We start from the raw sequence: 6769 nt of genomic DNA on the forward strand, positions 1-6769 counted from the left end.
GCGCCCGTGACGGCGCTTCGCGTGGGCTGCGGGGGGCAAATGTGGGGAGAAGGGCGCAACTTCCGGCATCAAATGGAGCAAAGTGGGGGATCGTGGGGTAAAGTGGCGGCCAACGGGGAAACCGGAGCCCCGTTCGGAGGGCAGCAGGCGAAGCGACTCGGGATCCGAACCGGGTGGCGGGAGGTGGCCAGATGTTTCTGGGTACCTACACGCCCAAGCTCGACGACAAGGGGCGGCTCACGTTGCCCGCCAAGTTCCGCGATGCACTGGCAGGAGGGTTGATGGTCACCAAAAGTCAAGATCACAGCCTGGCCGTGTACCCGAGGGACGAGTTCGAGAAGCTGGCCAGGCGTGCCTCGCAGGCATCGCGCAGCAATCCGGAGGCGCGCGCATTCCTGCGCAACCTGGCCGCGGCAACCGACGAGCAGCACCCCGATGCGCAGGGCCGGATCACCCTGTCGACCGACCACCGCCGCTACGCCAACCTGTCCAAGGAATGCGTGGTGATCGGTTCGGTCGACTACCTGGAGATCTGGGACGCCCAAGCCTGGCAGGAGTACCAGCAGACCCACGAAGAGAACTTCTCCGCGGCCACCGATGAAACTCTGCGCGACATCATCTGATGCGGCGACTGACACGGCCGGTGATCCGGCGCGCGGCCTGGACATAGCCCGTGCAGCGCGGCCTCTGCCCGAATCGGCCCTGGCGTACTTCCCCAACGCCAGGTCCACAGATTCGGACAGAGACCTCGTTGCAGGGGCTGTACCAACGGGAGGTGGTGAAGTGGCTTCGGATCCCGATCACGGACATATCCCGGTCCTGCTCGATCGTTGCCTCGCATTGCTGCGGCCCGCGTTGACCCGCCACGGCGACGACGGGTCCGGGGCGGTGCTCATCGACGCCACGCTCGGTGCGGGCGGACATTCCGAGCGCTTTCTCACCGACCTCCCCGGGCTGCGGCTGATCGGCCTCGACCGCGACCCGAACGCCCTGGCCATCGCGGGCGCCCGGCTGGCCCCGTTCGGCGACCGGGTGTCCCTGGTCCGCACCCGCTACGACGGAATCCCCTCGGCCCTGGCCGATTCGGGCGTCGGGCAGGTCGACGGCGTGCTGTTCGACCTCGGGGTGTCCTCGATGCAACTCGACCAGACCGAGCGGGGCTTCTCATACTCCGCCGACGCGCCGCTGGACATGCGGATGGATCCCGACGCCCGGTTGACCGCGGCCGAGATCCTCAACACCTATGACGCGAAGGCGCTGGCCAGGGTGCTGCGCGATTTCGGCGAGGAACGCTTCGCCGGCCGGATCGCGGACAAGGTCGTCAGGCGGCGCGCAGAGCGTCCCTTCGCCACGACCGGGGAGCTGGTCGAGTTGCTCTACGAGGCGATCCCGGCCCCGGCCCGCCGCACCGGGGGACATCCGGCCAAACGCACGTTCCAGGCATTGCGCATCGCCGTCAACGGCGAGCTGGACTCGCTGCGCGCCGCCCTTCCGGCCGCCCTGGCGGCTCTGCGCCAGGGCGGGCGCATCGCGGTGATGGCCTATCAGTCGCTGGAGGACCGCATCGTCAAACAGGTCTTCGCCACCGCCACCGCATCGCGGACCCCGCCAGGGCTGCCCATCGAACTGCCCGGCCACGAACCCGAGTTCGTGGCCGTTACCCGCGGTGCCGAACGCGCCACCGAAAAGGAGATCGAACGTAATCCCCGCAGTGCCCCGGTGCGGCTGCGGGCACTGGAAAAAGTTGGGGGAAGGGGGAACTGATGAAGGTGAAGCGACCGCAGCAGGGGCGTGACGCGGACCGCAGGCGCAAGGGGCGCCAGCCCGCCCGCGCCAACGCGCGGCGGGGCAGCGAGGCGCCGCCGCGCAAGCGCAGGCCGACACCCGATCAGCGCCCGGCGCGGTCGGCGCCGGCCACCGGCCCCATCCAGCGGCCGCGGCGCGGACCCGCCCGGCCCAAGAGTGCGAGCCAGGCCAAGGCACGGGCCAAGGCGCGCAAGGCCAAGGCGCCCAAGGTTGTACGACCTCCGCTTCGCGAACGTCTTGCGGCCCGGCTGGTTCGGCTGGCCGAGGTCGAACTGAACCCGCGCGAGCTGATCGCCAGGGTTCCGTTCGTGGTGCTGGTGATCGCGGCGCTCGGCGTCGGTCTCGGTGTCACCCTGTGGCTTTCGACCGGCTCGGCCGAGCGCTCCTATCGGCTGGGGCATGCCAGGCAGACCAACCAGAACCTGATGCAGCAGAAAGAGGCGCTGGAGCGCGATGTGTTGGAGGCCCAGGCCGCGCCGGCGTTGGCCGAGGCCGCCCGCAACCTCGGGATGATCCCGTCGCGTGACACCGCGCACCTGGTTCAGGATCCGACCGGAAACTGGACCGTGGTCGGCACACCCAAACCGGCCGAAGGCGTCCCGCCACCGCCGCTGAACATGCCGCTGCCGGAGGCCCGGCCCGCACCGCCGCCGCCACCACGGCCACGGCCCGCGCCACGCGTCGTCGATCCTCGTGAACTCACGGTACGGATGCCGCAGACCCGTCAGCTGCCGGGGACGGCACCGCAGGGCCGGCACGGCGTGGCTGGCGCGACGCCGCAGGCGCCCGGCCCGGTGCCGATGGCCGCCACGGTCGGCCCGGCGGATCCCGCGGCCGCCGCACCGGCCCCCGGCGAGCCCGCGCCGCAGGCCCCCGCGGTGCCGCTACCCGAGGCACCCGCACCCCAGGCGCCCGCAGCCCAGGCGCCCGCAGCCCAGGCACCGGAGGCACCGGAGGTACTGCAACCCGCACCGCCCGAGCCCGCGGCTCCGGCTCCGGCTCCGGTGGGGCCGTCCGACCCGGTGCACCTGCCCACGGCGGGGGTGCCGATCCCCGCAGGCCCGGTGGCCGCCGTCGAACAGTTCAGCCCGGCCGTCGGGCCCGCTCCCGGGCCCGCCGCATGAGCCGCCGCGACGGTCGTCGTCCGGGACAGAACCCGGCGTCGAAGAAGGTTCCGGCCGGCCAGCCCCGCTCGGCGCGGGTCCGGCGTACCCGTGTTGCGGCCGACATCGGTTTGGGCAGTGCATCGTTCATGTTCCGGCACCGCACCGGGAACTTGGTGATCTTCGTGGTGCTGGCCATCGCGGCCGTGCAGCTGTTCATGTTGCAGGTGCCGAGGGCGGCCGGGCTGCGTGCCGAGGCGGCCAGTCAGCTCAAGGTCACCGACGTCGACCCGGCGATGCGCGGCAGCATCGTCGACCGCAACGACAACAAGCTCGCCTTCACCATCGAGGCCAGGGCGCTGACCTTCCAGCCGTTGCGGGTCCGCAAACAGCTCGCCGAGGCCAGGGCCAAATCGCCGGAGGCGCCCGATCCGGACCGCAGGCTGACCCAAATCGCCAAGGAAGTGGCGGCCCGGCTCGACAACAAGCCCAACGCCAAGACCGTGGAGAAGAAGCTGCGCGGCAACGAGTCGTTCGTGTACCTGGCCCGCGCGGTCGACCCCGCGGTCGCCGACGCCATCACCGAGAAGTTTCCCGAGGTCGGTTCCGAGCGCCAGGATCTGCGCCAGTATCCGGGCGGCTCGCTGGCGGCCAACATCGTCGGCGGAATCGACTGGGACGGGCACGGTCTGCTCGGACTCGAGGATTCGATGGATGCGTCGCTGGCCGGTTCGGACGGCTCGGTCACCTACGACCGCGGCTCCGACGGTGTGGTGATCCCCGGCAGTTACCGCAACCGCCACGATGCGGTCGATGGTTCCACCGTGCAGCTCACCATCGACGACGACATCCAGTACTACGTGCAGCAACAGGTTCAGCAGGCCAAGGACGCATCCGGGGCCAAGAACGTCTCCGCGGTGGTGCTCGACTCGAAAACCGGTGAAGTGCTGGCGATGTCGAATGACAACACGTTCGACCCGAGTCAGGACATCGGCCGTCAGGAGAGCAGGCAGATGGGCAATCTGCCGGTGTCCTCACCGTTCGAACCCGGCTCGGTGAACAAGATCATCACCGCGTCGGCGGCGATCGAGTACGGGCTGTCGAATCCCGACGAGGTGCTGCAGGTGCCCGGCTCGATCGACATGGGTGGGGTCACCGTCAATGACGCCTGGAACCACGGCGTCATGCCCTACACCACCACGGGGGTGTTCGGTAAGTCGTCGAACGTCGGCACCCTGATGCTGGCCCAGCGTATTGGGCCGCAGCGGTTCTACGATATGGTCCGCCGCTTCGGGCTCGGCCAGCGCACCGGCGTCGGCCTGCCCGGCGAGAGCTCGGGACTGGTGCCGCCCATCGATCAGTGGTCGGGCAGCTCGTTCGCGAACCTGCCTATCGGACAGGGCCTTTCGATGACCCTGCTGCAGATGACGGCGATGTACCAGGCTATCGCCAACGACGGCGTTCGGATTCCGCCGCGAATCCTCAAGGCCACCATCGGATCCGATGGCACCCGCACCGAGGAGCCTCGGCCCGAGGGGATCCGGGTGGTCAAGCCCGAGACGGCGCAGACGGTACGAAACATGTTCCGCGCCATCGTGCAGCACGACCCGATGGGTACCCAGCAGGGCACCGGTCCGCAGGCGGCCGTCGACGGATACCAGATCGCCGGCAAGACCGGGACCGCGCAGCAGATCAACCCGGCCTGCGGCTGCTACTACAACGACGTCTACTGGATCACGTTCGCCGGGATGGCGCCCGCCAACGATCCCCGCTACGTCGTCGGCATCATGATGGACGCCCCGCAGCGGGCGGCGGACGGATCGCCGGGCTCCTCGGCCGCGCCGTTGTTCCACAACATCGCGTCGTGGTTGCTGCAGCGTAAGAACGTGCCGCTGTCGCCGGACCCGGGCCCGCCCCTGACACTGCAGGCGACCTGACGGCGGTCATCGGGCCGGTGGGTACTGTGGCATGGCCATGAAGCCGCGTCCCAGCCGTCCCGCCGGCCATCACCCCCGCCTGCGATCACTGGCCGCACACGTCGGGGCGGTGCCGTCCGCCGGTTCCGAGCACTCCGCCGCCGCCGATGTGGAGGTCACGGGCGTGACGCTGCGCGGCCAGGACGCCGTCGCGGGCGATCTGTTCGCGGCGCTGCCCGGTTCGTCCGCGCACGGGGCCCGCTACGCCGCCGACGCCGTGGCGCGGGGTGCGGTGGCGGTGTTCACCGACCCGGCCGGTGCGGCGCAGCTGGCCGGCCGGATCGGCGTCCCGGTGCTGGTCCATCCGCAGCCGCGGTCGGTGCTGGGTGAGCTGGCCGCCGTGGTGTACGGCAGGCCGACGGATCGGCTGCAGGTCATCGGGGTGACCGGGACCTCGGGCAAGACCACCACGACCTATCTGGCGGAGGCGGGGCTGCGGGCGGCGGGCCGGGTGGCGGGCCTGATCGGCACGGTCGGCGTCCGCATCGACGGCGGCGATCTGCCCAGCGCGCTGACCACGCCCGAGGCCCCGGATCTGCAGGCCCTGCTGGCCGTCATGGTCGAGCGCGGGGTCGACACCGTGGTGATGGAGGTGTCCAGCCACGCGTTGGTGCAGGGCCGGGTCGACGGTGTGCGGTTCGCGGTCGGCGGATTCACCAACCTGTCCCGCGACCACCTCGACTTCCACCCGACCATGGCGGACTATTTCGAGGCCAAGGCCCGGCTGTTCGATCCGCAGTCGCCGAATCGCGCACTGGCCGCGGTGATCTGTGTCGACGACGAGGCGGGCGCCGCGATGGCGGCGCGGGCGGCGGAGCCGGTGGTGACGGTGAGTTCCTCGGGATCCGGCGCCGATTGGCGGGTGCAGGGGATCGTGGCCGATCCGTCCGGTACCCAGACGTTCACGCTGTGCGATCCGGCGGGCGTGCACCACGAACTGGGGATCGGGTTGCCCGGTGCCTACAACGTGGCCAACGCGGCGCTGGCGGTGGCCCTGCTGGACGCGGTCGGGGTGTCACCGGAGCAGGCGGCGCCCGGTCTGCCCGCGGCCACGGTGCCGGGGCGGCTGCAGACCGTCGACCGCGGCCAGGATTTCCTCGCGGTGGTCGACTATGCGCACAAGCCGGGTGCGCTGCGGGCGGTGCTGGAGACCCTCAAGGCGAGCGCAGCGACGGGGGAAGGTGCCAGGGCGAGCGCAGCGACGGGGACGGGCCGGCTCGCCGTGGTGTTCGGGGCAGGCGGCAACCGCGACGCGGGTAAGCGGGAGCCGATGGGCCGGGTGGCCGCCGAGCTCGCCGATCTGGTGGTCATCACCGACGACAACCCGCGCGATGAGGATCCGGCCGCGATCCGGGCCGCGATCGCGGCAGGCGCGGCGGGGGGCGACGCCGAGGTGGCCGAATTCGCCGATCGGCGCGCCGCGATCGACTACGCCGTGGCCTGGGCCGGACCCGGCGACATCGTGCTGGTCGCGGGCAAGGGCCACGAGACGGGACAGACCAGCGGTGGCCGGACCCGGCCGTTCGACGACCGCGACGAGTTGGCCGCCGCGCTGGAGGCGCTGAGCGGGCCGGGGGGGCCGGACGCATGATCGAGCTGAGCGTGGCGAGGATCGCCGAGATCGTCGGCGGTGAACTCGCCGACATCACGCCGGAGCAGGCCGAGGCGACCCGGGTCACCGGCACCGTCGAATTCGATTCGCGCGCCATCGGACCGGGCGGGCTATTCCTGGCCCTGCCGGGGGCCCGCTCGGACGGGCACGACTTCGCCGCGGCCGCCGCGGCGGCCGGCGGCGGGGGGGGGATCGGCAGTGCGCACGTCGGTCCTCCAGTCCCAGCGTTCTGCATCTCGTTTGGCGGGTGCTGGTTGTTAAGTGGGGTGGGG

General features: G+C 71.1%; 6 protein-coding genes. All 6 read left to right on the forward strand.

Translation table 11 applies throughout. From position 1 onward, the window contains the following. Positions 1–191 precede the first annotated feature (191 nt). On the forward strand, positions 192–623 hold the full coding sequence (gene mraZ / locus ACWDTP_RS21740) for a division/cell wall cluster transcriptional repressor MraZ (RefSeq protein WP_450023527.1): 432 nt from the start codon (positions 192–194) through the stop codon (positions 621–623). Next, positions 598–1764, forward strand: a complete 1167-nt coding sequence (gene rsmH / locus ACWDTP_RS21745) for a 16S rRNA (cytosine(1402)-N(4))-methyltransferase RsmH (RefSeq protein ID WP_450023529.1) — start codon at positions 598–600, stop codon at positions 1762–1764. The genes mraZ and rsmH overlap by 26 nt, the downstream gene beginning before the upstream one ends. After that, positions 1764–2930 (forward strand): hypothetical protein, encoded by a 1167-nt coding sequence (locus ACWDTP_RS21750; RefSeq protein WP_450023531.1) that lies wholly within the window; start codon positions 1764–1766, stop codon positions 2928–2930. Before rsmH ends, ACWDTP_RS21750 begins: the two co-directional genes overlap by 1 nt. Beyond that, positions 2927–4846, forward strand: coding sequence for a peptidoglycan D,D-transpeptidase FtsI family protein (locus ACWDTP_RS21755; RefSeq protein WP_450023533.1), 1920 nt, complete (start codon positions 2927–2929; stop codon positions 4844–4846). The genes ACWDTP_RS21750 and ACWDTP_RS21755 overlap by 4 nt, the downstream gene beginning before the upstream one ends. 31 nt (positions 4847–4877) lie before the next feature. Then, the gene (locus ACWDTP_RS21760; RefSeq protein ID WP_450023535.1) at positions 4878–6476 is read left to right on the forward strand and encodes a UDP-N-acetylmuramoyl-L-alanyl-D-glutamate--2,6-diaminopimelate ligase; all 1599 of its coding nucleotides are present in this window, start codon (positions 4878–4880) and stop codon (positions 6474–6476) included. Beyond that, on the forward strand, positions 6473–6769 hold a 297-nt coding region (locus ACWDTP_RS21765; protein ID WP_450023537.1), incomplete at its 3' end, for a Mur ligase domain-containing protein. The genes ACWDTP_RS21760 and ACWDTP_RS21765, both read left to right, overlap by 4 nt.

This window comes from Mycobacterium sp. NPDC003449, assembly GCF_053588415.1.

What these genes read in the sequence shown, in the direction of transcription:
- rsmH (WP_450023529.1), top strand. Translation starts at nt 598, where the DNA reads ATGAAACTCTGCGCGACATCATCTGATGCGGCGACTGACACGGCCGGT.
- ACWDTP_RS21760 (WP_450023535.1), top strand. Translation starts at nt 4,878, where the DNA reads ATGGCCATGAAGCCGCGTCCCAGCCGTCCCGCCGGCCATCACCCCCGC.
- mraZ (WP_450023527.1), top strand. Translation starts at nt 192, where the DNA reads ATGTTTCTGGGTACCTACACGCCCAAGCTCGACGACAAGGGGCGGCTC.
- ACWDTP_RS21755 (WP_450023533.1), top strand. Translation starts at nt 2,927, where the DNA reads ATGAGCCGCCGCGACGGTCGTCGTCCGGGACAGAACCCGGCGTCGAAG.
- ACWDTP_RS21750 (WP_450023531.1), top strand. Translation starts at nt 1,764, where the DNA reads ATGAAGGTGAAGCGACCGCAGCAGGGGCGTGACGCGGACCGCAGGCGC.